This window comes from Kosakonia sp. H7A, assembly GCF_003028445.1.
GTDB classification, from domain to species: Bacteria; Pseudomonadota; Gammaproteobacteria; order Enterobacterales; family Enterobacteriaceae; genus Kosakonia; species Kosakonia radicincitans.
On the sequence record NZ_PYTZ01000011.1, the window covers coordinates 104627 to 126284 of the forward strand.

At 53.3% G+C, this 21658-nt stretch carries 22 protein-coding genes; 12 read left to right on the forward strand and 10 right to left on the reverse strand.

Annotated elements, in window-relative coordinates:
* Positions 1-30 precede the first annotated feature (30 nt).
* The 3 genes from CWM66_RS24955 to CWM66_RS24965 form a co-directional block, all read right to left on the reverse strand.
* Positions 31-753: a molecular chaperone gene (locus tag CWM66_RS24955; protein WP_107147521.1), complete on the reverse strand. Its 723-nt coding sequence runs from the start codon at positions 751-753 to the stop codon at positions 31-33.
* Positions 754-799: 46 nt separating this feature from the next.
* Entirely contained in the window at positions 800-1339 is a 540-nt protein-coding gene (locus CWM66_RS24960) for a fimbrial protein (RefSeq protein WP_051644045.1), read from the reverse strand.
* A gap of 429 nt (positions 1340-1768) precedes the next feature.
* Entirely contained in the window at positions 1769-2317 is a 549-nt protein-coding gene (locus CWM66_RS24965; protein ID WP_007369317.1) for a helix-turn-helix domain-containing protein, read from the reverse strand.
* 103 nt (positions 2318-2420) lie between these two features.
* On the opposite strand from CWM66_RS24965, the gene CWM66_RS24970 reads away from it, so the two are divergent.
* Together CWM66_RS24970 and CWM66_RS24975 are read left to right on the forward strand one after the other, a co-directional pair.
* Complete coding sequence (locus CWM66_RS24970) at positions 2421-3083, forward strand: AzlC family ABC transporter permease (protein WP_035889098.1); 663 nt, start codon at positions 2421-2423, stop codon at positions 3081-3083.
* Positions 3083-3406, forward strand: a complete 324-nt coding sequence (locus tag CWM66_RS24975; protein ID WP_107147523.1) for an AzlD domain-containing protein — start codon at positions 3083-3085, stop codon at positions 3404-3406. Before CWM66_RS24970 ends, CWM66_RS24975 begins: the two co-directional genes overlap by 1 nt.
* Positions 3407-3447: 41 nt before the next feature.
* Here CWM66_RS24975 and CWM66_RS24980 read toward each other — a convergent pair whose 3' ends face one another.
* Entirely contained in the window at positions 3448-3660 is a 213-nt protein-coding gene (locus tag CWM66_RS24980) for a YdgH/BhsA/McbA-like domain containing protein (protein ID WP_107147525.1), read from the reverse strand.
* Between the two features lie 114 nt (positions 3661-3774).
* Positions 3775-4614: a formate dehydrogenase accessory sulfurtransferase FdhD gene (fdhD, locus tag CWM66_RS24985; RefSeq protein ID WP_107147527.1), complete on the reverse strand. Its 840-nt coding sequence runs from the start codon at positions 4612-4614 to the stop codon at positions 3775-3777.
* Between the two features lie 239 nt (positions 4615-4853).
* Between fdhD and fdnG the strand changes: the two genes are divergently transcribed.
* From fdnG to CWM66_RS25020, 6 genes are all read left to right on the forward strand, one after another.
* Positions 4854-7904: a formate dehydrogenase-N subunit alpha gene (fdnG, locus tag CWM66_RS24995; RefSeq protein ID WP_139201295.1), complete on the forward strand. Its 3051-nt coding sequence runs from the start codon at positions 4854-4856 to the stop codon at positions 7902-7904.
* A gap of 12 nt (positions 7905-7916) precedes the next feature.
* Positions 7917-8819 carry a formate dehydrogenase subunit beta gene (fdxH, locus tag CWM66_RS25000; RefSeq protein WP_035890345.1) on the forward strand — a complete coding sequence of 301 codons (903 nt, stop codon included), beginning with the start codon at positions 7917-7919 and terminating at the stop codon, positions 8817-8819.
* Positions 8816-9451: a formate dehydrogenase cytochrome b556 subunit gene (fdoI, locus tag CWM66_RS25005; RefSeq protein ID WP_007369325.1), complete on the forward strand. Its 636-nt coding sequence runs from the start codon at positions 8816-8818 to the stop codon at positions 9449-9451. The genes fdxH and fdoI overlap by 4 nt, the downstream gene beginning before the upstream one ends.
* Positions 9448-10377 (forward strand): formate dehydrogenase accessory protein FdhE, encoded by a 930-nt coding sequence (gene fdhE / locus CWM66_RS25010; RefSeq protein WP_007369326.1) that lies wholly within the window; start codon positions 9448-9450, stop codon positions 10375-10377. Before fdoI ends, fdhE begins: the two co-directional genes overlap by 4 nt.
* 299 nt (positions 10378-10676) lie before the next feature.
* Positions 10677-11588: an alpha/beta hydrolase gene (locus CWM66_RS25015; RefSeq protein ID WP_071921747.1), complete on the forward strand. Its 912-nt coding sequence runs from the start codon at positions 10677-10679 to the stop codon at positions 11586-11588.
* Positions 11589-11605: 17 nt separating this feature from the next.
* Positions 11606-11944: a nuclear transport factor 2 family protein gene (locus CWM66_RS25020; RefSeq protein ID WP_072441471.1), complete on the forward strand. Its 339-nt coding sequence runs from the start codon at positions 11606-11608 to the stop codon at positions 11942-11944.
* A 47-nt stretch (positions 11945-11991) separates the two neighbouring features.
* Here CWM66_RS25020 and fabY read toward each other — a convergent pair whose 3' ends face one another.
* The 5 genes from fabY to typA form a co-directional block, all read right to left on the reverse strand.
* Positions 11992-12933, reverse strand: coding sequence for a fatty acid biosynthesis protein FabY (gene fabY, locus CWM66_RS25025; protein WP_007369329.1), 942 nt, complete (start codon positions 12931-12933; stop codon positions 11992-11994).
* 44 nt (positions 12934-12977) lie between these two features.
* Positions 12978-13415, reverse strand: a complete 438-nt coding sequence (dtd, locus tag CWM66_RS25030) for a D-aminoacyl-tRNA deacylase (RefSeq protein ID WP_007369330.1) — start codon at positions 13413-13415, stop codon at positions 12978-12980.
* A complete protein-coding gene (locus tag CWM66_RS25035) occupies positions 13412-14284 on the reverse strand; it encodes a virulence factor BrkB family protein (protein WP_007369331.1) in 873 nt (290 codons plus the stop codon). The genes dtd and CWM66_RS25035 overlap by 4 nt, the downstream gene beginning before the upstream one ends.
* The gene (gene yihX / locus CWM66_RS25040) at positions 14278-14877 is read right to left on the reverse strand and encodes a glucose-1-phosphatase (RefSeq protein ID WP_007369332.1); all 600 of its coding nucleotides are present in this window, start codon (positions 14875-14877) and stop codon (positions 14278-14280) included. The genes CWM66_RS25035 and yihX overlap by 7 nt, the downstream gene beginning before the upstream one ends.
* Positions 14878-15009: 132 nt before the next feature.
* The gene (gene typA / locus CWM66_RS25045) at positions 15010-16833 is read right to left on the reverse strand and encodes a ribosome-dependent GTPase TypA (RefSeq protein ID WP_007369333.1); all 1824 of its coding nucleotides are present in this window, start codon (positions 16831-16833) and stop codon (positions 15010-15012) included.
* A 381-nt stretch (positions 16834-17214) separates the two neighbouring features.
* On the opposite strand from typA, the gene glnA reads away from it, so the two are divergent.
* From glnA to CWM66_RS28825, 4 genes are all read left to right on the forward strand, one after another.
* On the forward strand, positions 17215-18624 hold the full coding sequence (gene glnA, locus CWM66_RS25055; protein ID WP_007369334.1) for a glutamate--ammonia ligase: 1410 nt from the start codon (positions 17215-17217) through the stop codon (positions 18622-18624).
* A 270-nt stretch (positions 18625-18894) separates the two neighbouring features.
* Complete coding sequence (gene glnL, locus CWM66_RS25060; RefSeq protein WP_007369335.1) at positions 18895-19944, forward strand: nitrogen regulation protein NR(II); 1050 nt, start codon at positions 18895-18897, stop codon at positions 19942-19944.
* Between the two features lie 8 nt (positions 19945-19952).
* On the forward strand, positions 19953-21362 hold the full coding sequence (glnG, locus tag CWM66_RS25065) for a nitrogen regulation protein NR(I) (RefSeq protein ID WP_007369336.1): 1410 nt from the start codon (positions 19953-19955) through the stop codon (positions 21360-21362).
* Positions 21363-21472: 110 nt separating this feature from the next.
* Positions 21473-21595, forward strand: a complete 123-nt coding sequence (locus CWM66_RS28825) for a YshB family small membrane protein (RefSeq protein WP_146159948.1) — start codon at positions 21473-21475, stop codon at positions 21593-21595.
* Positions 21596-21658 lie beyond the last annotated feature (63 nt).

The window sequence follows — 21658 nt, forward strand, 5'->3', positions numbered from 1 at the left end:
GCAATATATTTATATCATCAAGCAGAAGTTTTACCGAACCAATGAATAGGTCTTGCTAAATACGCCGCCGTAATCATTTATTGCATTAATTGTTAATTTATCACCTGTGCCTTTCGGCAATACCCATTGAGCAGAAGAATATGGCGCAATCATTCCCGTCGACTTAACCGCTATATTTTTCTTTCCATTGTCTATAAAAGCACTAACAACGGATATATGCCACGGGCTGGTATTTTTAATATCAATCTTTTGAGCATGCAGGCTGACATTCAACTTATCGAGTGATTTATTTGCATCACCAACGAGACCGGCAGGCCGGTAAAATATTTTCATCCGGCTTTTTACCAGCATGATTAAAGAGTTTTTACCCTGTGCAGCGGCACTTTTTGCGGGGTATTGCAGGAAATTCAACCAGAAAAGAGATTCTCTGTCCTGTGGCAGCGCTATTCCCGTAAATTTCAGCCGCAGGCTATGCTGCGCGTGCGGATTAACGCGGAAAATAGAGGGCATTGCGATAAAAGGTGCGTCTGCCGTTGCTGCTGTTGAATTTGGATTATTTTTGTCAGTCCACACTTGCACTAAAAAAGGGGTGTCGCCAGCATTAGTGAAATCAAGAGATTTTTCTTTAATATCTGCTTCGTAAATAATACGAGTTCCGAGCATCGTCACGCTGGCAGAAGCATTGCCAATAACTGAAGAGAACAGGAAGACAGAGAAAAAAGCAGAGAATAATTTATGTTTTGACATGCTCATTTTAACTCCATAAAAAGCGCTGCATGAAGCAGCGCCTTAGAGGGTGTTACATGTAAGTTACGGCAAACTGCACCTGCGCTTCTACAGTACCCGCCGTAGATACACCGGTTGCAAAATAACGCGCAGTCAGGTCGTAGGTTGCGCTGGTATTCGCGCCACCAACAGACTGGGAGGCGGTCTGGGCTTTATTTCCCACAAAATCCAGTGCGGTAGTGCCTTCCATTAATTGGATCGCAACATTTGATGCCGGAGAAGTTGTCGCAGTATTTTTCAAATTCATACCATCAACATCATTAGCAACAAAAAGAACGCTTGCGTTAGAGGTTTGCGCTCCGCAACCAGACAGCATTACAGTGAATGGAGTTTCACCGGTAGTATCTCCTGCATTAGCCAATTGCGCTTTTGCAGCGGTCGGCAGAAGAATAACCGGAGCAGAGCTGCTGCCATTTACAGTAATATTACAGGTTTGTTCACTTACTTCACCCATAAAACGCACAGTATTATTTGACATTGCAGCAAAAGAAGCAGTACTTACACCAAAAGCAAAAACAGCGGTTGCCGCACAAATAGCTTTCATACGATTCATAAAAAACCTTAATTCAAAATTGACATTCCATATCAAGATGATTTACCAGGCGGTAAACGTCTTAAATCCGAAAACAAAAATACACCTGCAACCATATGCTGTAAATGCAGATAAAAAAGCAAAATTAAAACAATAATTGAATTAGCATCCACTCAGAAAATAAAACAAGGAATATTATTCACATCAATAACAATTTAAAAACAAAAACATCATTACAACAAAGAGTTAAAGTGGTAAGAGGTGTATGCGCATCCGCATAAAAACAAAAATATAGAATAAAATATTAGGAATACATCTATATTAAAAGACGTTGTCACGCGCCCACAAAAACATGCCAGAAATAGATTATTAAGAACAGGAAGGATTGTTAGCATTAATGCGTACATCTCCTTCCCGATATAAGAAATCCTTTAGGATCAGAATATATAATTAACTCTGCTCTGCCACTAAAATAGCCTGTGTATCAGGTTCCAGCGCTTTAAAAATATGCTCCTGATCCGCCGGGTAGCAGATGTAATCCCCTTCACCTAACTCCTCTGGTGCTTCGGTTAGCCCCACCAGCGCGCGCCCCTGCGTCACGATAATATGCTCGACAGAACCCTGCGGATGAGGATGCGAAATACGGTCCGCGCCCGGCTGCGTCAGCAGCAGGTAGATATCGCGCCGCGCGCCTGGCGGGCAGGCAGCCAGTAAAATCGCCTGATAATTAGCCTGTTCAGCAATCACTTTGGTGCCTTCACCGCGGCGAATCACCTGTGTTTTCGGGCTTTGCGGTTCCAGCAGTCGGGCAAAGGGGATATCCAGCGCCACGCACAACGCCCACAAGGTTTCCAGGCTGGGATTGCCATTCCCGGCTTCCAGTTGAGACAGCGTGGATTTGGCGATCCCGGCGCGGCGGGCAATTTCTGCCAGCGAAAGGCCGGTTCGCTGACGCTCGCGCACCAGACTTTTGGCTATGATGCTAATTGGTTGTGTCATACACGACCCCAAACGTTCATTTAATCGAACGAATCGTTCTTATTGAAAAACGATTCAGATGTGTTCATTATAATGGATAAACGTTCGATATGGCTAAAATGAGATGTTTACACAACACTTCGCATCGCTAAAAGGCGATACCATCAAAGCAATATTCCTTGTTTGCCTGGCGGTCGGCGTCGTCGGCGTCTCCTACGGATCGCTGGCCATGGCGTACGGCTTTCCCTTGTGGGTACCGCTTGCGCTCTCCACGCTGGTACTGGCGGGTGCCAGCGAGTTTATGTTTATCGGCATTGTTGCCAGCGGTGGTAATCCACTGGCAGCCGCCATTGCTGGCTTACTGGTTAATGCCCGACACATACCTTTTGGCGTCACGGTGCGTGAACTGGTCGGTCAGCGGGCGGCGGGTTTTCTCGGCTGCCACATTATGAATGACGAAAGCGTGGTGTTCGGTTTGTCGCAGCCTACGCCGGAACAGCGTAAAGCCGCTTACTGGTTGTGCGGATTGGGCGTCGCGCTGCTGTGGCCTGCGGGTGTGCTGATCGGCGCGGCGGTCGGTACGCTGTTACCGGCACCGGAAACCATCGGGCTCGACGCAGTATTCCCGGCGATCCTGCTGGCGCTGGTGTTACCGGCGCTGAAAAAACGCACCACGCTGATCCGCGCTTCCAGCGGTGCGCTGTTATCACTGGCAACCGTTCCCTTCGCCCCGGTTGGCTTACCGGTGCTGCTCTCTTTACTGGGTTTACTGACGAGGAAGAAATAATGGTCAGCGTTTCCTTAATTATCGGCGGCATCGCGGTTCTTTCCGTTGGCACTTATTTGATGCGCTTCGGCGGCGCAAAACCCGGCAGCAGGCTGGCGCTCTCAGAGCACTCACAGGCACTACTTTCCGACGCAGCAACGACGTTGTTATTCGCGGTCGCGCTGGCGGCCATGCTCTACGAAGGGGATCATTTTGCCGGAATGGCACGTGTGCTGGGCGTGGTGTTTGCCCTTTTCCTGGCCTGGCGAAAGATGCCGCTCATTGTGGTGATCATCTCGGCGGCCGTGGTGACGGCGCTGTTGCGCCTGGCGGGAATGCATTAAAAAAAAAGCGCCCGCAGGCGCTCTTTCGACAATATTGCAATTTATTTGGTCAGTTCGGCAGTCATATGAACCTGGTTGCCGTTGTACGCTTCGGTGATGTGGTAAGAAGAAGCGCCTGCCTGCTGAGTCTGAGCGGCGATTTGTGCTTCTGCACCGCTGAGAGTGGTGTCAGTTACGCTTACAGACTGGGCAGCGAAAGAACCGAAAGAAGCAGACAGAGCGATAACAGCGACAAAAGTTTTGATGCTTTTCATGATATAAACCCTTACGTTAATTTGTTGGAGTGAGGCACCGTGCCTCGATGAAATAAATACTAGACCTGTTCACTCACAACAAAAAGCGGAAGGATTTGCTCTCATCATTCAAAATTACTGATTAACAATTAACCGCTGTGGATGGGTATAGATCGTCGCCCTGCCCGGCTTACAAAAACCGACCAGCGTCAGGTTGCAGCGTTCCGCCACTTCCACGGCCAGCGTTGTCGCCGCCGATACCGCAAACAGAATTTCAACGCCGCACATCGCCGATTTTTGCACCATTTCATAGCTGGCGCGGCTGGACACCAGCACCGCTCCTTGCGCCCACGCTTCACCTTCACGCGCGCGATGGCCAAGCAGCTTATCCAGCGCTACATGACGCCCGACATCTTCATGGCCGCCCGTCAGTTCGCCGGATGGCAACATCCACGCGGCCGCATGCGTACAACCGGTTAACTGCCCGACCGGCTGAAAATCGGTTAAATGCGCCAGTGCGTTATCCAGTAACGCCAAATCAAAGCGCTGCGTGAACGGCAGCGGCGCTATCGGCTTGCCGATATCGTTGAGCTGCTCCACACCGCACACGCCACAGCCGGTTCGCCCGGCCAGCGCGCGCCGCCGCTCTTTTAACCCCATAAAACGGCGGCTGGAGAGTTCGATTTGCACTTCGAGACCGTTACATGAAGGCACCACATCCATGCCGTAAATTTCCGCCGGGTTTTCGATAATCCCTTCGGATAAGGAGAAGCCAATCGCGAACCATTCGAGATCTTTTGGCGAGGCCATCATCACTACATGGGAGATGCCGTTGTAGACCAGCGCGACAGGAACTTCTTCCGCCAGCATATCCGGCTGCGTCTGCTGTAAATCGGCGCGTTTCCACAGGGAAACCTCGCGGGCCCCTGTGACGGATGTTGCATTTTCGTGCTTTTTAGGGTGCAAATCGTTCACTTTGTCTTAACCGTTATCAAACAAGCGTACCAACAATATGGTATTCTTCGCGTATATCCCTTGGGGAAAAGAGGGAATAGCAGCGATTCTGAGGACTTACGACAGAATTGACCTACCTATATTGTAGTAATCTTCGTTGCTAATCCCCCCAGGATGAGGGATTACCAGCAATTCTGAACCTTTGCGAAAACCACCGCAAAGAAAAAACGATAAGAGTAATGTCGAACCAGGAGCAAACCATGCAGGTCAGCAGAAGGCAGTTCTTTAAGATCTGCGCTGGCGGTATGGCAGGAACAACGGCTGCGGCATTGGGCTTTGCCCCCAATATCGCACTTGCGGAAACACGGCAGTATAAGCTGCTGCGCACCCGTGAAACCCGTAATACCTGCACATATTGTTCCGTCGGCTGTGGGCTGTTGATGTACAGCCTCGGCGACGGTGCCAAGAACGCCAAAGCGTCAATCTTTCATATCGAGGGTGACCCGGATCATCCGGTAAACCGTGGCGCGCTGTGCCCGAAAGGCGCAGGTCTGGTGGATTTCATCCACTCGGAAAGCCGCCTGAAATACCCGGAATACCGTGCGCCAGGCTCTGATAAATGGCAGCGCATCACGTGGGATGATGCGTTTGACCGCATCGCGAAGCTGATTAAAGCCGACCGCGACGCCAACTTTATCGCGCAAAATGCCGCAGGCACCACCGTCAACCGCTGGCTGAGCACCGGGATGCTGTGCGCATCCGCGTCCAGCAATGAAACTGGCTATTTAACGCAAAAATTCACCCGCGCACTCGGCATGTTAGCCGTCGACAACCAGGCGCGTGTCTGACACGGACCAACGGTAGCAAGTCTTGCTCCAACATTTGGTCGCGGTGCGATGACCAACCACTGGGTCGACATGAAGAACGCCAACCTTATCATTGTGATGGGTGGGAACGCGGCTGAAGCACATCCGGTGGGATTCCGCTGGGCGATGGAAGCCAAGATCCATAATGGCGCGAAGCTGATTGTTATCGATCCGCGCTTTACGCGTACCGCCTCTGTTGCGGATTTCTATACGCCGATTCGTTCCGGTACTGACATTGCCTTCCTGTCAGGCGTGTTGCTGTACCTGATGACCAACGAAAAATATAACCGCGAATATACCGAAGCCTATACCAACGCCAGCCTGATCGTGCGGGAAGATTATGGTTTCGAAGATGGCCTGTTTACCGGCTATGACGCGGATAAACGTAAATACGACAAAACCAGCTGGAACTACGAACTGGATGAGAAAGGTTTCGCCAAACGCGATACCACGCTCACCCATCCGCGCTGCGTATGGAACCTGCTGAAACAGCACGTTTCTCGCTATACGCCGGACGTGGTTGAAAACATCTGCGGGACGCCAAAAGCGGATTTCCTGAAGGTGTGCGAATACATCGCCGAAACCAGTGTGCATGATAAAACGGCCTCGTTCCTCTATGCGCTGGGCTGGACGCAGCACTCTGTCGGTGCGCAAAACATTCGCACCATGGCGATGATCCAGCTGCTGCTGGGGAACATGGGGATGGCTGGTGGCGGCGTAAACGCCCTGCGCGGTCACTCCAACATTCAGGGACTGACGGACCTTGGTTTGCTGTCACAAAGCCTGCCGGGCTATATGACGCTGCCGAGTGAGAAACAGGCCGATCTCCAGACCTATCTTGCCGCCAATACGCCGAAACCGCTGCTTGAAGGCCAGGTAAACTACTGGGGTAACTACCCGAAATTCTTCGTTTCGATGATGAAAGCCTTCTTTGGCGACAAAGCCACGGCGGAAAATAGCTGGGGCTTTGACTGGTTGCCGAAGTGGGACAAAGGTTACGACGTTCTGCAGTACTTCGACATGATGTACAAAGGCCAGGTAAACGGCTATCTGTGCCAGGGCTTTAACCCGGTGGCCTCGTTCCCGAACAAGAACAAGGTTGTGGCATCGCTGTCGAAACTGAAATTCCTGGTGACCATCGATCCGCTGAACACCGAAACCTCGACTTTCTGGCAAAACCACGGCGAGTCGAACGATGTCGATCCGGCGAAAATCCAGACCGAAGTGTTCCGTCTGCCTTCAACCTGCTTCGCCGAAGAGAACGGCTCGATCGTGAACTCCGGCCGCTGGCTGCAATGGCACTGGAAAGGCGCTGACGGCCCGGGTGAAGCTGTGACCGATGGCGAGATCCTCGCCGGTATCTTTACGCGCCTGCGTAAGATGTATGCCGAAGAGGGTGGCGCGTGCCCGGAACCGGTGCTGAATATGACCTGGAACTACTCCACCCCGCATGAACCGGCATCGGAAGAAGTGGCGATGGAGAGCAACGGTAAAGCACTGGCAGACATTATCGATCCGGCGACGGGCGCAGTAATCGTCAAAAAAGGCCAGCAGCTTAGCTCGTTTGCTCAACTGCGCGATGACGGCACTACCTCCAGCGGTTGCTGGATCTTCGCCGGTAGCTGGACGCCGGATGGCAACCAGATGGCACGTCGCGATAACGCCGATCCGTCAGGCCTTGGCAATACGCTGGGCTGGGCGTGGGCGTGGCCGCTTAACCGCCGCATTCTTTACAACCGTGCTTCTGCCGATCCGCAGGGTAAACCGTGGGATCCGAAGCGTCAGTTGCTGAAGTGGGACGGCGCGAAGTGGGGCGGCGTGGATATTCCGGACTACAGCGCTGCCGCGCCAGGCAGCGATGTCGGGCCGTTTATCATGCAGCCGGAAGGGATGGGTCGCCTGTTTGCTATTGATAAGATGGCGGAAGGGCCGTTCCCGGAACACTACGAGCCGTTTGAAACGCCGCTGGGCACGAACCCGCTGCACCCGAACGTCGTATCCAACCCGGCAGCCCGCGTCTTTAAAGACGATATGGAAGCCATGGGTAAAGCGGATAAATTCCCTTATGTCGGCACCACTTACCGTCTGACCGAGCACTTCCACTACTGGACCAAGCACGCGCTGCTTAACGCTATCGCGCAGCCAGAACAGTTTGTGGAGATCGGTGAGAAGCTGGCGGGCAAGCTGGGCATCGTTCAGGGTGATACGGTTCGTGTCTCCTCCAACCGTGGCTATATCAAAGCCAAAGCGGTGGTGACCAAGCGTATCCGCACGCTGAAAGTGAACGGCAAAGATGTCGATACCATCGGTATTCCTATTCACTGGGGTTACGAAGGTGTGGCGAAGAAAGGTTTTATCGCCAATACGTTAACGCCGTTCGTCGGCGATGCGAACACCCAAACGCCGGAGTTCAAGGCGTTCCTGGTGAATGTGGAAAAGGTGTAACGGAGACGACTTATGGCTTATCAATCGCAAGACATCATCCGTCGTTCCGCAACTAACGGCTTCACGCCCGCGCCACAGGCGCGGGATCACCAGCAGGAAGTGGCGAAACTTATCGACGTCACCACCTGTATTGGCTGTAAAGCCTGTCAGGTGGCCTGTTCCGAGTGGAACGACATCCGTGATGAAGTGGGGCATAACGTCGGGGTGTATGACAACCCGGCGGATCTGACCGCGAAATCCTGGACGGTTATGCGCTTCTCGGAAGTGGAGCAGAACGACAAACTGGAGTGGCTGATCCGTAAAGATGGCTGCATGCACTGCGCCGATCCTGGTTGTCTGAAAGCATGCCCGTCAGAAGGAGCTATCATTCAGTATGCCAACGGCATTGTCGACTTCCAGTCTGAGCAGTGCATCGGCTGCGGTTACTGCATCGCGGGCTGCCCGTTCGATGTGCCGCGTCTGAACCCGGAAGACAACCGCGTCTACAAATGTACGCTGTGCGTTGACCGAGTCACCGTGGGCCAGGAACCGGCATGCGTGAAAACCTGCCCGACCGGCGCTATCCACTTTGGCTCCAAAGAGGATATGAAAACCCTCGCAGGCGAACGCGTCGCGGAGCTGAAAACCCGCGGTTACGATAACGCCGGGCTGTACGATCCGGCGGGCGTTGGCGGAACACATGTAATGTACGTGCTGCATCACGCCGACAAGCCGAATCTGTATCACGGCCTGCCGGAAAACCCGCAGATCAGTGCAACCGTGAAGTTCTGGAAAGGCATCTGGAAACCGCTTGCGGCGGTCGGCTTTGCAGCGACCTTCGCGGCCAGCATCTTCCACTATGTCGGTGTCGGTCCGAACCGTGCTGAAGAGGAAGACGATAACCTGCATGAAGAGAAAGACGAGGTGCGCAAATGAAAAAACGTGACACCATCGTGCGCTACACGGCACCGGAGCGCATTAACCACTGGGTCACCGCCTTCTGCTTCGTGCTGGCGGCGGTGAGCGGGCTGGGGTTTTTCTTCCCCTCCTTCAACTGGTTAATGGGGATTCTCGGTACGCCGCAGCTGGCGCGCATTCTCCATCCGTTCGTCGGTGTGGTGATGTTTGCGTCGTTTATCATCATGTTTTTCCGCTACTGGCACCATAACCTCATCACCAGGGATGATATCTTTTGGGCGAAGAATATTCGTAAGATTGTCGTCAATGAGGAAGTGGGCGACACCGGGCGATATAACTTCGGTCAGAAATGCGTGTTCTGGGCGGCGATTATTTTCCTGGTGTTGCTACTGGTAAGCGGCGTGGTTATCTGGCGCCCTTACTTCGCGCCAGCGTTCCCTATTCCGCTAATCCGATTAGCGCTGATGGTGCATTCATTTGCCGCAGTCGCGTTAATTGTGGTTATTATGGTGCATATTTACGCCGCCCTGTGGGTTAAAGGCACCATAACCGCAATGGTGGAAGGCTGGGTCACCAGCTCGTGGGCGAAGAAACATCACCCGCGCTGGTACCGGGAAGTTCGCAAGACAACGGAAAAATCGACTGAATGAGTATTCGCATAATCCCGCAAGATGAGCTGGAGAAGAGCGATAAACGCACGGCGGAAGTTATTCCGCCGTTATTATTCCCCAGACTGAAAAATCTCTACAACCGCCGCGCAGAGCGTCTGCGCGAACTTGCAGAGAGTAACCCGCTGGGTGATTACCTGCGTTTTGCTGCGCTTATCGCCCATGCCCAAGAAGTGGTGCTTTACGACCACCCCTTGCAAATCGACCTGACAGCGCGCATTAAAGAAGCCGCTGAACAGGGTAAACCGCCGCTCGATATTCACGTGCTGCCGCGTGATACACACTGGCACAAACTGCTGCATTCGCTCATCGCCGAGCTGAAGCCGGAGATGAGCGGCCCGGCGCTGGCGGTCATTGAGAACCTGGAAAAGGCCTCCGCGCAGGAACTGGAAGCAATGGCCAGCGCGCTGTTTGCTGCTGACTTCGCCGCTGTGAGCAGCGATAAATCGCCGTTTATCTGGGCCGCGCTGTCGCTCTACTGGGCGCAAATGGCCAGCCTGATCCCAGGAAAAGCTCGTGCTGAATATGGTGAACAGCGCCAGTTCTGCCCGGTTTGCGGCGCCATGCCGGTTTCCAGCGTGGTACATATCGGCACAACGCAGGGGTTGCGTTACCTGCACTGCAATCTGTGCGAAACCGAATGGCACGTGGTGCGCGTCAAATGTAGCAACTGCGAGCAGACCCGCGATCTGCACTACTGGTCGCTGGATAATGAGCAGGCAGCCATTAAAGCCGAAAGCTGCGGCGACTGCGGCACTTACCTGAAGATCCTGTACCAGGAAAAAGACCCGAACGTCGAACCGGTGGCCGATGACTTAGCTTCGCTGGTGCTTGATGCCCGCATGGAGCAGGAAGGTTTCGCCCGTAGCTCCATCAACCCATTCCTCTTCCCGGGCGAAGGGGAATAATCCTGACAGGTCGCGGTAAGCTGTGCTTACCCGGCCTGCCATTGTTTCCATATCAGTCTTGCTATTCTGTTCCTGCCCAATTTAGCCCTCCTCACCGAAATCTGCCGCAACGTTAATGATTTCAGTACATTTTGCAGCACACCATACCGCCACTTTCGGCAAAAACAAGCGGGTTCAAAAGTTATAAACCGGCTTTACGAGCAGCCTTCCAAATTTGTGCTTTCCACAAAATCAGCCGTTCCCATTTCATAAAAACCAGGCTATAAAACTGGATATTTATACAGATATAGGTGAGCGGAATGGCACTGGAAAAAGGCATTGCCGGGTTGGTGAGCGACTTTATCGCCGCCGGGCGCCCCTCGGCGCGCGCCAGAAGTATTGATGAACGGCGCGCGGGTTATATCGCCAGCGCGTCGCTTGCCGGGGAAACAGAAACCCGCGTTCGGGTTGAAGACGTCACACTTGAAGGCGTGACGCTGCGCGTGTTCTCGCCGCTGGAGGCCAACGGTAAACTGCCTGCGCTGATCTATTACCACGGCGGCTGCTTTATCAGCGGCGGGTTTGCCACTCATGATAAACAGTTGCGTCAGTTAGCGTGGTACAGCGGCTGTCGGGTGATTGCCGTGCAGTATCGGCTGGCGCCGGAACATCGCTGGCCTGCTGCGCACGATGATGCGCTACAGGGTGCAGAGGTGATATGGAAAAATGCCGAACGTCTCAACGTTGATCCGCAACGAATTACGCTAGCGGGCGACAGCGCAGGCGGCCATCTGGCGCTGGTCACAGCGCTACGATTGAAGGCAGCGGCAGTCTGGCAACCCGCGCAACTGGTGTTGATCTACCCAATGCTGGATGCCACGGCCTACTTCGACAGCTATACCTTTAACGGTTCTGATTACGTCATAACCCGTGATGCGCTGCTGTCAGGCTACGAAATGTATCTTGGCGATACAGACCGCCTGCTGTCGGATGTCAGCCCGCTGTGGCGCGATGATTTCGCAGGTCTGCCGCCGGTACACATTATTACGGCAGAGTTCGATCCGCTGTGCGATGAAGGGGAAGCGTTATACCAGCATATGACGGACCAGGGCGTAACCTGTACCTGTTCCCGCTACCTCGGCGTTATTCACGGCTTCTTCCAGCTTGCCGGTATCAGCCAGAGCGCCCGTGATGCCATACAAGACGTGGCCGCACGCGTGGCCAGAACATAAAACCCAAAGGAGAGCCGATGTCTGTCGTAAGCCCCGTAGAACAGCAGTTCGCCGCGTACAATGACCATGATATTGAAGCGTTCGTCGCATGCTTTAGTGAAGATTTCACCGCCTACCGTTTGCCCTCCATAGTGCCATCGCTGCAAGGGCGGGAAGCCTTACGCGAGTTCTATGCCGGGCACCGTTTTAATAACCCGGCGCTCCGCGCAGAGCTGCTCTCGCGTACGGTGATGGGCAATAAGGTGTTCGATCACGAAAAAATCTACGGCATTGGCGAATCGGTCATCGAAAATATGGCGGTTTATGAAGTGCAGGATGGGCACATCACCACCGCGTGGTTTTTCTTTGCGCAGTGAAGAGCAGCAATAAGGCTGCGCGCCTGCGTCAACAAGCGCGCGGTCGGTTACTCTTCTTCGTTGCCGCCCTCTTCATAAGGGCCAAAAGGTTTCGCGGGCAGTACGATGTAAATCCCTTCGAAAATCGCACCCTGCTTGCCCTCGCCAAACAGCTCAACCTGAAGCTGCACGCGCGCTTTACGCCCGCGCGCCAGGCGATCGAGATCGCCGCTTAACGAACCGAGATCGGCAATCGCGCTGGGTTTGCCCGTAATTGGCGTGCTGTATCGAATGTGTGCATCGGCCAGAATAATGGTGCCGCCAAGATGTCGTTCGCGCAGCATCAGCCAGATCAACCCCCAGCCAGTCAACGTCGCCAGCGAAAAAAGGCTGCCGGCAAACAGCGTATGGTGCGGGTTCTGGTTGCCGGTCTCCGGCATGGTAGTGATAAATTTCTGCCCGGTGTACTGCTGAATACGCACGCCCATCTTTTCGCTCAGCGGAATATGCTCGTACCAGGCTTGTTGCAGCTGTCCGCACCAGTCGCCGCGATGCAGAATATCGTCCAGCGTGGCCACGGGTTTGATCATCAAAAAATGGCGCACCGGCGTGGTTTGCGGCGCGGTGATCTCCCCTTCATTGATAAACCCGAGCTTGGCAAAAAACTCTACGGCATCTTCGCGGGCGCTACAGGTCACCCGCTTCACCCCTTCCTGACGGGCAACGGATTCCAGCGTCATCGCCATCAACGTGCCCAGCCCTTTATCCTGCACAGAAGGGTGCACGGCCATAAAACGAATTGAGGCTTCATTGTCGGCGTTGATATACAGCCTGCCGACCGCCACCATATTGCCCTCTTCATCAACCACCATCTGGTGATGCGCCATTGCATCCCATGCATCGCGTTCGGAACCTTTTGGCTGATGCAGGGGTTTGCGCAGCATTTCCCAGCGGAACTGGTAATAACGCTCTAACTCTTCTTCAGTCTGCGGTACGCGGAGGTGATACATAGCGGTGTTCTCTCTTGTGGCTCTGGGCCACGCCGCAAGCTGGCTCATATCTGCAACCAGAATGTGACAGGACCATCGTTGACCAGCGAAACCTGCATATCGGCAGCGAATCGCCCGGTTTGCGTTTCCATCTGCTGGCTGCGGCAACGTTCGACAAAGTAGTTATACAGCGCTTCCGCTTTATCCGGCGCGGCGCCTCTGGAAAACCCAGGACGCATTCCGCGTTCAGTGTCCGCCGCCAGCGTAAATTGCGACACCACCAGCACGCTCCCACCTGCCTGCTGGACGTTAAGATTCATTTTTCCTTCAGCGTCGCTAAAAATGCGATACCCCAGCACTCGCTCGCACAGGCGGTTCGCTTTTTGTTCATCGTCTTCCCTTTCGACCCCTAACAACACTAAAAGTCCCGGACCAATTTCGCCCGTCACCTCGCCCGCCACGCTAACGCTTGCGCGGGAAACACGTTGGATTAATGCAATCATGGTTGGTCTGCTTCTTCTTGCTGTGCGGCTATTTTGAGTTTTCGGTATTCACCGAGAGTGACAGTTATTTCTGCACCTAGCAAGACGATACACCAGGTCCAGTAGACCCAGAGGAACAAAATCGGGATGACAGCCAGCACGCCATAAATAAGCTGGTAGGAAGGGAACATGGTGATATAGAGGCCAAACACTTTCTTGCCCAACTCGAACAACAGTGCCGCGACAAAGGCGCCGATAATGGCGTCGCGGTTAGGCACCCGCGTCGTGGGTACAATGCTGTAAAGCAGCCAGAAAGAGAGCCAGGATAAAATCAGCGGGAAAATCCGCAGCACATCATCAATCACGCTGTTCAGTTCACTGGCCCAGCGCAGTGACAGCAAATAGGAACTAATGGCAAGGCTGGCACCTGCCAGTAGTGGCCCAAGCGTGAGGATCATCCAGTACACCGCAAATGAGTAAACATGCGGGCGAACCCGCGTGCTGCGCCAGATAGTGTTCAGCGCCGTATCAATGGAGTACATCAACAGCAGTGATGTGACGATCAGCCCGCACGCACCGACAGCGGTCATTTTGGTGGAGTTCGCCACAAACTGCTCAATATAGTTCTGAATGACATCGCCGGTTGCCGGAATAAAATTGGCAAACACAAAATGACGTAGCTGAATGCTGATTTCAGAAAACATTGGAAATGCAGCAAACAGCGCGAATATCACGGCGATCAGCGGCACCAGCGAGAGCAACGAGACGTAAGCGAGATTCCCCGCCAGCGTCGTCATATGATCTTCATCGATGCGCTGCCAGAGTAGTTTTAACCATGACCACAATACGCGCGCGCGATGTCTGGCATGCTGCCGAACGTTTTTTAGCATAACTGCTTCGCGAAATAATCGGGGATCGTCGTTTTGCCCGTTACCAGAATACTGGTGATACCCAGTTGCTCTGCGCCAGCGATATTGTCAGCATTGTCATCGAAAAAGATGGCATCGTCGGCAGAAAAGCCTTCAAGTGATAATACTTGCTGATAAATGCGCGCTTCGGGCTTACGCATCCCCATTTCCTGGGAAAGATAGATATGATCGGCAGCAGCCTGGATTTCGGGATACTGCTCCGGCCAGTAAGTGGTATGCAGGCGGTTGGTATTCGACAGAACCACCACGCGATGCCCCTGCGCGCGCAACTTGTGCATGATGTCGATAACGTCGCTACGCAGAGCGACAAACACCGCCTGCCAGCCGGTAGAAAATTGCTCGTAGCTCAGCGGCATTTCCATCTCTTCACACAGCGCTTTGGCAAAATCCTCGTCGCTGATCTCTCCGCGCTCATGCTGATGAAAAGCCTCGCCCATGGTGAAACTCTGTTTCAAATTCGCCAGCGGCACACGGCTGAAATCACTCCAGGCACCCAGCACCCGATTAAAGTCGATATCGACAATCACATTACCTAAATCAAAGATATAGAGCATTTCTCTCTCCTTGCCAGCCGTGGAGAGTTAACTGTAGCGGTAAAGTGTGAAATTGAATAGTTTACCGTCTCACATGCGGGCATAAAAAAAGCCGCTGAATATCAGCGGCTTTTTCACGGAAAAGAGGAGAAATTACTCTTCTTTTGCACCGCGCATTGCGCGTTTACGATCGTTTTCCGTCAGGTGACGTTTACGAATACGGATAGACAGCGGGGTCACTTCTACCAGTTCGTCGTCATCGATAAACTCCAGAGCCTGCTCCAGGGTCATCTTAACCGGCGGAACCAGAACCGTTGCTTCGTCCGTACCGGACGCACGCATGTTGGTCAGTTTCTTACCGGTCAGGCAGTTTACCGTCAGGTCGTTAGAACGGCTATGAATACCGATGATCTGGCCTTCATAAACTTCCGCACCGTGACCAAGGAACAACTTACCGCGATCCTGCAAACCGAACAGCGCGAACGCTACCGCTTTACCCTGACCGTTGGAGATCAGTACGCCGTTGTTACGCTGACCAACTTCACCCGGACGAACATCGTCATAGTGGCTGAAGGTGGAGTACAGCAGACCGGTACCGGAAGTCATGGTCATGAACTCAGAGCGGAAGCCGATCAGGCCACGGCTTGGGATCACGTAGTCAAGACGTACGCGACCTTTGCCATCCGGATTCATGTTTTTCAGGTCGCCTTTACGCTCGCCCAGCGCCTGCATGACAGAACCCTGGTGCTGCTCTTCAACGTCCAGCGTCACGTTTTCAAACGGTTCCTGACGGCGGCCGTCGATTTCACGGAAGATAACTTTCGGACGGGAAACCGCCATCTCGAAACCTTCACGACGCATGTTCTCGATCAGAACAGACAGGTGCAGCTCACCACGACCGGAAACGCGGAATGCATCAGCGTCTTCAGTTTCTTCAACGCGCAGCGCAACGTTATGCACCAGCTCTTTGTTCAGGCGGTCAAGGATCTGACGTGAAGTCACGTACTTACCTTCTTTACCACAGAACGGAGAGGTGTTGACGTTGAAGAACATAGTTACGGTCGGCTCATCAACAGACAGCGCCGGCAGCGCTTCCACATTCTGCGGGTCGCAGATGGTGTCGGAGATGTTCAGTTCGCCCAGACCGGTGATCGCGATGATATCGCCGGCTTCAGCGATTTCGCTGTCGATACGTTCCAGACCCAGATGGGTCAGTACCTTACCGACTTTACCGTTGCGGGTTTTGCCTTCGCTATCAATGATAGTAACCTGCTGATTCGGCTTCACTTTACCGCGTTTGATACGACCAATACCGATAACACCAACGTAGTTGTTGTAGTCGAGCTGGGAGATCTGCATTTGCAGGGTCCCGTCGAGATCAACGTTCGGTGCCGGTACATGGTCAACAATCGCCTGATACAGCGGGGTCATGTCTTCAGCCATGTCTTCATGGTCCATACCCGCGATACCGTTCAACGCAGAAGCGTAAACGATCGGGAAGTCCAGCTGTTCGTCGGTCGCGTCGAGGTTAACGAACAGATCGAAGACCTGATCAACAACCCAGTCCGGACGCGCGCCAGGACGGTCAACTTTGTTGATTACCACAATCGGCTTGAGGCCATGGGCAAATGCTTTTTTGGTCACGAAGCGCGTTTGCGGCATCGGGCCGTCAAACGCATCAACCACCAGCAGCACGGAATCGACCATGGACATCACACGCTCAACTTCACCACCGAAGTCGGCGTGCCCAGGGGTATCAACGATGTTGATACGGTAATCATTCCATTTGATAGCGGTGTTTTTCGCGAGGATGGTAATCCCACGCTCTTTCTCCAAATCGTTGGAGTCCATCACACGCTCTTGAGTTTCAGCACGTTCGTCGAACGTACCGGATTGCTGCAGCAGCTTGTCAACCAGGGTTGTTTTACCATGGTCAACGTGAGCAATGATGGCGATGTTACGCAGATTTTCGATCACAACTTTGCCTCAGGCATTAGAAATAGCGCGTTATTGTACACGTATTAATCGAAGGACAAAACAGGATCACAAACATCCTCCGCAAACAAGTATTGCAGAGTTGCTTTGTGATCGCTTTCACGGAGCGTTAAAAGGGCCGCCAACAAAAAATTGCACCAATACGGTGCTTAATGTTCACACGAAAGCACTATATTGGTGCAACTTAACCATCATGGTGCAGCCCTTTTGCACTATACCGGGCATAATAACGCCTTTTGAGGGGCATTTAAAAGTTGGCATAGATTTCGCTTTATCTATTTTACGGCAACTACGCCAGGTTTCACGCAGTATTTGAAGACCTCGTTACCACGACGACAATGACAAATCCGGGAGAGTTTAAGTATGTCCGCTGAACACGTTTTGACGATGCTGAATGAGCACGAAGTGAAGTTTGTTGATCTGCGCTTCACCGATACCAAAGGTAAAGAACAGCACGTCACTATCCCAGCCCATCAGGTTAATGCTGACTTCTTTGAAGAAGGCAAAATGTTTGATGGTTCTTCGATTGGTGGCTGGAAAGGCATCAACGAATCAGACATGGTGCTGATGCCGGACGCGACTACCGCTGTCATTGACCCGTTCTACGAAGAAACAACGCTGATCATCCGTTGCGATATCCTCGAACCAGGCACCATGCAGGGTTACGACCGCGACCCGCGTTCCATCGCAAAACGCGCTGAAGAGTACCTGCGTTCTACCGGTCTGGCAGACACCGTTCTGTTTGGGCCTGAGCCGGAATTCTTCCTGTTCGACGACGTTCGTTTTGGCAGCTCCATTTCCGGTTCCAGCGTTGCTATCGATGATATCGAAGGCGCATGGAACACCTCCACCAAATACGAAGGTGGTAACAAAGGTCACCGTCCGGCTGTTAAAGGCGGTTACTTCCCGGTTCCGCCGGTTGATTCATCACAGGATCTGCGTTCCACCATGTGTCTGGTGATGGAAGAGATGGGCCTGGTTGTTGAAGCTCACCACCACGAAGTGGCAACTGCTGGTCAGAACGAAGTGGCTACCCGCTTCAATACCATGACCAAAAAAGCGGACGAAATTCAGATCTACAAATATGTGGTACACAACGTTGCTCACCGCTTCGGTAAAACCGCGACCTTTATGCCGAAACCAATGTTCGGTGATAACGGTTCCGGTATGCACTGCCACATGTCCCTGTCCAAGAACGGTACTAACCTGTTCTCTGGCGACAAATACGCAGGCCTGTCTGAAATGGCGCTGTACTACATCGGCGGCGTAATCAAACACGCTAAAGCTATCAACGCCCTGTCTAACCCGACCACCAACTCCTACAAACGTCTGGTCCCGGGTTATGAAGCGCCGGTAATGCTGGCTTACTCTGCCCGTAACCGTTCAGCTTCTATCCGTATTCCGGTCGTTGCCTCTCCGAAAGCACGCCGTATCGAAGTGCGCTTCCCGGATCCGGCGGCTAACCCGTACCTGTGCTTCGCAGCACTGATGATGGCCGGTCTGGATGGTATTAAAAACAAAATCCACCCGGGCGAAGCAATGGACAAAAACCTGTATGACCTGCCGCCGGAAGAAGCGAAAGAGATCCCGCAGGTTGCAGGCTCTCTGGAAGAAGCGCTCAACGCGCTGGATGCTGACCGCGAGTTCCTGACAGCCGGTGGCGTGTTCACCGACGACGCTATCGATGCTTACATCGCGCTGCGTCTGGAAGAGAACGACCGCGTTCGCATGACGCCGCACCCGGTAGAGTTCGAACTGTACTACAGCGTTTAATCGTATTACTGAAGATCCAACGGATTTCGCGTTGCAGCAAGGCGGCAACCGAATGAATCCCGATGAGCATAGTCTACTAAGTGATTCGGGTGAATGAGGGCAGCCAACACCGCTGTAACGTGAAAGACGTTAGGATATTTTGTTGCCGTGGAACTTTTAGCCCATCCCTGGATGGGCTTTTTTCTCCACCAACACTCTGTTCTGACGCATTTTTTACCTATAAAAAGCTATACTGCACTAAATTAGTGCATATCTCCGGGAGACTGCTAAATGGCAAGTGGCGCGCTGCCCGATGCTGGGCAGATCCTCAATTCTTTGATCAACAGTATCTTACTGGTTGATGACGAACTGGCGGTGCATTACGCCAACCCTGCGGCACAGCAATTGCTGGCGCAGAGTTCGCGTAAATTATTCGGCACACCGCTGCCTGAACTGCTGAGCTACTTTTCACTGAATATCGATTTGATGCGTGAAAGTTTGCATGCAGGTCAGGGTTTTACCGATAACGAAGTGACTCTTGTGATCGATGGTCGCTCACATATTTTGTCGCTGACGGCGCAACGTTTACCGGACGGTTTAGTCCTGCTGGAAATGGCGCCAATGGATAATCAGCGACGTCTGAGCCAGGAACAATTGCAGCACGCCCAACAGGTGGCTGCGCGTGATCTGGTGCGTGGACTGGCGCATGAAATCAAGAACCCGCTTGGCGGGTTACGCGGTGCGGCGCAACTGCTTAGCAAAGCGCTGCCCGATCCGGCGCTAATGGAATACACCAAAGTCATTATTGAGCAGGCCGACCGTCTGCGAAATCTGGTGGATCGTCTGTTAGGGCCGCAGCAGCCGGGAATGCATGTTACCGAAAGCATCCACAAAGTTGCCGAACGCGTGGTGAAACTGGTGTCGATGGAACTGCCGGACAACGTAACGCTGGTTCGCGATTACGATCCAAGTTTGCCGGAGTTGGCCCACGATCCAGACCAAATTGAACAGGTTTTACTGAATATCGTCCGCAACGCTCTGCAGGCGCTGGGGCCGGAAGGGGGCGAAATTATTCTTCGTACCCGTACCGCCTTCCAGTTAACGCTGCACGGAATTCGCTATCGCCTCGCGGCGAGAATAGATGTGGAAGATAACGGCCCAGGTATTCCGTCGCATCTCCAGGATACGCTGTTCTATCCCATGGTGAGCGGGCGTGAGGGCGGCACCGGGCTGGGATTATCTATCGCACGCAGTTTGATTGATCAACATTCTGGCAAAATTGAATTCACCAGTTGGCCAGGTCATACCGAATTCTCGGTATTTCTGCCTATTCGGAAGTAGAGGTGTTTATGCAACGAGGGATAGTCTGGATCGTTGATGACGATAGCTCCATCCGTTGGGTGCTGGAACGCGCGCTCAGCGGGGCAGGCTTGAGTTGTACAACGTTTGAAAGTGCCAATGAAGTGCTTGATGCGCTCACCACCAAAACCCCGGATGTACTGCTTTCGGATATTCGTATGCCAGGGATGGATGGACTTGCACTGTTAAAACAGATCAAACAGCGCCATCCAATGCTCCCGGTCATCATTATGACCGCGCATTCCGATCTGGATGCGGCGGTAAGTGCTTATCAGCAAGGGGCTTTTGATTACCTACCCAAACCTTTTGATATCGATGAAGCCGTCGCGCTGGTTGAACGCGCGATCAGCCATTATCAGGAACAGCAGCAGCCGCGCAATATACAGGCCAGCGGCCCAACCACCGATATTATCGGCGAAGCGCCGGCGATGCAGGATGTGTTTCGCATTATCGGTCGCCTGTCGCGCTCGTCGATTAGCGTCCTGATTAACGGCGAATCAGGGACCGGTAAAGAACTGGTGGCGCATGCGCTGCATCGCCATAGCCCGCGAGTGAAAGCGCCATTTATCGCCCTGAATATGGCGGCAATTCCCAAAGATCTGATTGAATCAGAACTGTTTGGCCACGAGAAAGGTGCCTTTACCGGTGCGAACACGATCCGCCAGGGGCGTTTTGAACAGGCTGATGGCGGGACGCTGTTTCTCGACGAGATCGGCGACATGCCGCTGGATGTGCAAACCCGTTTGTTGCGCGTGCTGGCCGATGGTCAGTTCTATCGTGTCGGCGGCTACGCGCCGGTAAAGGTTGATGTGCGCATTATTGCGGCGACGCACCAGAATCTGGAGCTGCGCGTTCAGGAAGGCAAATTCCGTGAGGACTTGTTCCACCGGTTGAACGTTATTCGCGTCCACTTGCCGCCGCTGCGCGAACGCCGGGAAGACATTCCTCGCCTTGCGCGTCATTTCTTGCAGGTAGCGGCACGTGAACTGGGAGTGGAAGCCAAGCAGTTGCATCCGGAAACCGAAGCGGCGCTCACACGTCTGGCCTGGCCGGGTAACGTACGCCAGCTTGAGAACACCTGTCGCTGGTTAACGGTGATGGCTGCGGGCCAGGAAGTGCTGATCCAGGACCTGCCCAGTGAACTGTTTGAAACCACGGTGCCGGACAGCCCGTCGCAGAGTTTGCCTGACAGTTGGGCAACGCTGCTGGCGCAGTGGGCCGATCGGGCATTGCGTTCCGGACATCAAAACCTGCTTTCTGAAGCGCAACCGGAGATGGAACGGACATTGCTGACCACCGCGCTGCGCCATACTCAGGGGCATAAACAGGAAGCGGCGCGCTTGCTTGGCTGGGGACGTAATACTCTGACACGCAAGTTGAAAGAGCTGGGAATGGAGTAACGAGCGGGTGAAATGTAAATTATGAATCTCAGCCGCAAATTGACGCTATTTTGCGCTTTACTGTTTATCGCAGTGAAGTATGATCTTGCCCGTTCACGGGGGAGTTCATGATGCTGGAATCAATTATCAGTGTGATCAGTGCGGGCGTCGAAGCTGGCGCATCAGCAAGCCACACACCGCAAACGGCTATCGCGGCTGTTCTTTGCGCCGCGCTGGTTGGGCTGTTTAGCTAGTTTTGCTTGCCGCCGCCGCAAGGCGCTATGCGTTTCAGGCCAGTGGTTTTTGCCCTGGCCTGA

Bases quoted from the DNA above. Each gene is read 5' to 3' on its own strand.
- CWM66_RS24955 (WP_107147521.1), bottom strand. From the start codon at position 753: ATGAGCATGTCAAAACATAAATTATTCTCTGCTTTTTTCTCTGTCTTC.
- CWM66_RS24960 (WP_051644045.1), bottom strand. From the start codon at position 1,339: ATGAATCGTATGAAAGCTATTTGTGCGGCAACCGCTGTTTTTGCTTTT.
- CWM66_RS24965 (WP_007369317.1), bottom strand. From the start codon at position 2,317: ATGACACAACCAATTAGCATCATAGCCAAAAGTCTGGTGCGCGAGCGT.
- CWM66_RS24970 (WP_035889098.1), top strand. From the start codon at position 2,421: ATGTTTACACAACACTTCGCATCGCTAAAAGGCGATACCATCAAAGCA.
- CWM66_RS24975 (WP_107147523.1), top strand. From the start codon at position 3,083: ATGGTCAGCGTTTCCTTAATTATCGGCGGCATCGCGGTTCTTTCCGTT.
- CWM66_RS24980 (WP_107147525.1), bottom strand. From the start codon at position 3,660: ATGAAAAGCATCAAAACTTTTGTCGCTGTTATCGCTCTGTCTGCTTCT.
- fdxH (WP_035890345.1), top strand. From the start codon at position 7,917: ATGGCTTATCAATCGCAAGACATCATCCGTCGTTCCGCAACTAACGGC.
- fdoI (WP_007369325.1), top strand. From the start codon at position 8,816: ATGAAAAAACGTGACACCATCGTGCGCTACACGGCACCGGAGCGCATT.
- fdhE (WP_007369326.1), top strand. From the start codon at position 9,448: ATGAGTATTCGCATAATCCCGCAAGATGAGCTGGAGAAGAGCGATAAA.
- CWM66_RS25015 (WP_071921747.1), top strand. From the start codon at position 10,677: ATGGCACTGGAAAAAGGCATTGCCGGGTTGGTGAGCGACTTTATCGCC.
- CWM66_RS25020 (WP_072441471.1), top strand. From the start codon at position 11,606: ATGTCTGTCGTAAGCCCCGTAGAACAGCAGTTCGCCGCGTACAATGAC.
- fabY (WP_007369329.1), bottom strand. From the start codon at position 12,933: ATGTATCACCTCCGCGTACCGCAGACTGAAGAAGAGTTAGAGCGTTAT.
- dtd (WP_007369330.1), bottom strand. From the start codon at position 13,415: ATGATTGCATTAATCCAACGTGTTTCCCGCGCAAGCGTTAGCGTGGCG.
- CWM66_RS25035 (WP_007369331.1), bottom strand. From the start codon at position 14,284: ATGCTAAAAAACGTTCGGCAGCATGCCAGACATCGCGCGCGCGTATTG.
- yihX (WP_007369332.1), bottom strand. From the start codon at position 14,877: ATGCTCTATATCTTTGATTTAGGTAATGTGATTGTCGATATCGACTTT.
- glnA (WP_007369334.1), top strand. From the start codon at position 17,215: ATGTCCGCTGAACACGTTTTGACGATGCTGAATGAGCACGAAGTGAAG.
- glnL (WP_007369335.1), top strand. From the start codon at position 18,895: ATGGCAAGTGGCGCGCTGCCCGATGCTGGGCAGATCCTCAATTCTTTG.
- glnG (WP_007369336.1), top strand. From the start codon at position 19,953: ATGCAACGAGGGATAGTCTGGATCGTTGATGACGATAGCTCCATCCGT.
- CWM66_RS28825 (WP_146159948.1), top strand. From the start codon at position 21,473: ATGCTGGAATCAATTATCAGTGTGATCAGTGCGGGCGTCGAAGCTGGC.